At 81.3% G+C, this 1299-nt stretch carries 1 protein-coding gene; it reads left to right on the top strand.

Going from position 1 to position 1299, the window contains the following annotated elements:
- A partial coding sequence (locus tag ABEB16_RS21985) for an FAD-dependent monooxygenase (protein WP_345714296.1) occupies positions 1 to 1299 on the top strand: 1299 nt, incomplete at both ends.

The raw sequence follows: 1299 nt of genomic DNA, 5'->3' as shown, positions 1-1299 counted from the left end.
CGTGCTCGCCTGCCGCCTCGCGGCCGCCGGGGTGGACGTGCGTGTCCTCGACGCCGCCGCCGCGCCCGACCGCACCTCCCGCGCCCTCGGCGTCCAGCCGCGCGGGGCGGAGGTCCTCGACCGCACCGGCGCGCTCGGCGACCTCCCCGCCCGCGGCGTCCGGCTGGAGCGCGTCGTCGTCGACCTCGGCGGCCGCACCCCCGTCCGCCTGGAGCTCGCCCGCGCACAGCGGCACCTGCCCACCCCGGGGTTCATCGCCTCGCAGGCCGACGTGGAGGCCGCCCTCCGCGAGCGCCTGGCCGCCCTCGGCGTCGCGGTCCGGTGGGGCCACGCCGTCACCGCCGCCGCGCAGGACGGGGCGGGCGTCGACGTGGAGCTGTCCGGCGGCGACGGGTCCGCCGGCGGGGTGCGGTGCGGCTGGCTGGTCGGTTGCGACGGCGCCCACAGCGCCGTCCGCGGGCTGGCGGGCATCGCCTTCCCCGGCGTGCAGGTGGTCGAGCGCTTCCTGCTCGCCGACGTCCGCGCCGACCTGCCGCTGCCCCGCGACGCGGTGTCGGTGTGGCTGCGGCCCGAGGGGATGCTCGGCGCCTTCCCGCTGCGCGCCGCGGGCCCCGGCCTGTGGCGGCTCATGGCCCCCGCCGCGGCGGACCGCAGCGGTGGCCGGGACGCCGGCGACGCCGCCCCCGCCGAGCTCGCCGACCGGCTCACCGCCGTCGCCGGCATCCCGGCCGGTGCCGTCCGCTCCGCGGCGTGGACGTCCACCTTCCGCATCCACCGCCGCCTCGCCGACCGCTTCCGCGCCGGGCGGGTCCTGCTCGCGGGCGACGCCGCGCACGTCCACAGCCCGCTGGGCGGGCAGGGCATGAACACCGGCCTGGGCGACGCGGAGAACCTGGCGTGGAAGCTCGCCCTCGTCGCGGGCGGCCGCGCGCACGCGGACCTCCTCGACACCTACGAGGCCGAGCGCCGCCCCGTCGCCGCCGGCGTGCTGCGCGCCACCACCGGCCTGACGCGCACCGTCGTGGGCGGCACCCCCGCCGCGCGGCTGCTGCGCGACCACCTCCTCGTGCCCCTGCTGGGCACCGCCCCCGTGCAGCAGCTCGTCGCCCGGGAGTCCTCCCAGCTGACGACGACGTACCGGCGCGGCCCGCTGGGAGGCGGCCCGGGCAGGTGGGCGCCCCGCGACCCCCGCCCCGGCGACCGGGTGCCCGACGGGCCCTGCCGCCGCGAGGACGGCACCGGGACCCGGCTGCACGCCGAGCTGCGGGCGGGCTGGGCGCTGGTGCTGCCGGCGGGGGG

Origin of the sequence: Kineococcus glutinatus, assembly GCF_039542765.1 — a bacterium.
GTDB classification, from domain to species: domain Bacteria; phylum Actinomycetota; class Actinomycetes; order Actinomycetales; family Kineococcaceae; genus Kineococcus_A; species Kineococcus_A glutinatus.
Note: the sequence above shows the minus strand (reverse complement) of the source record. Positions and strands in the feature narration are given on the sequence as shown.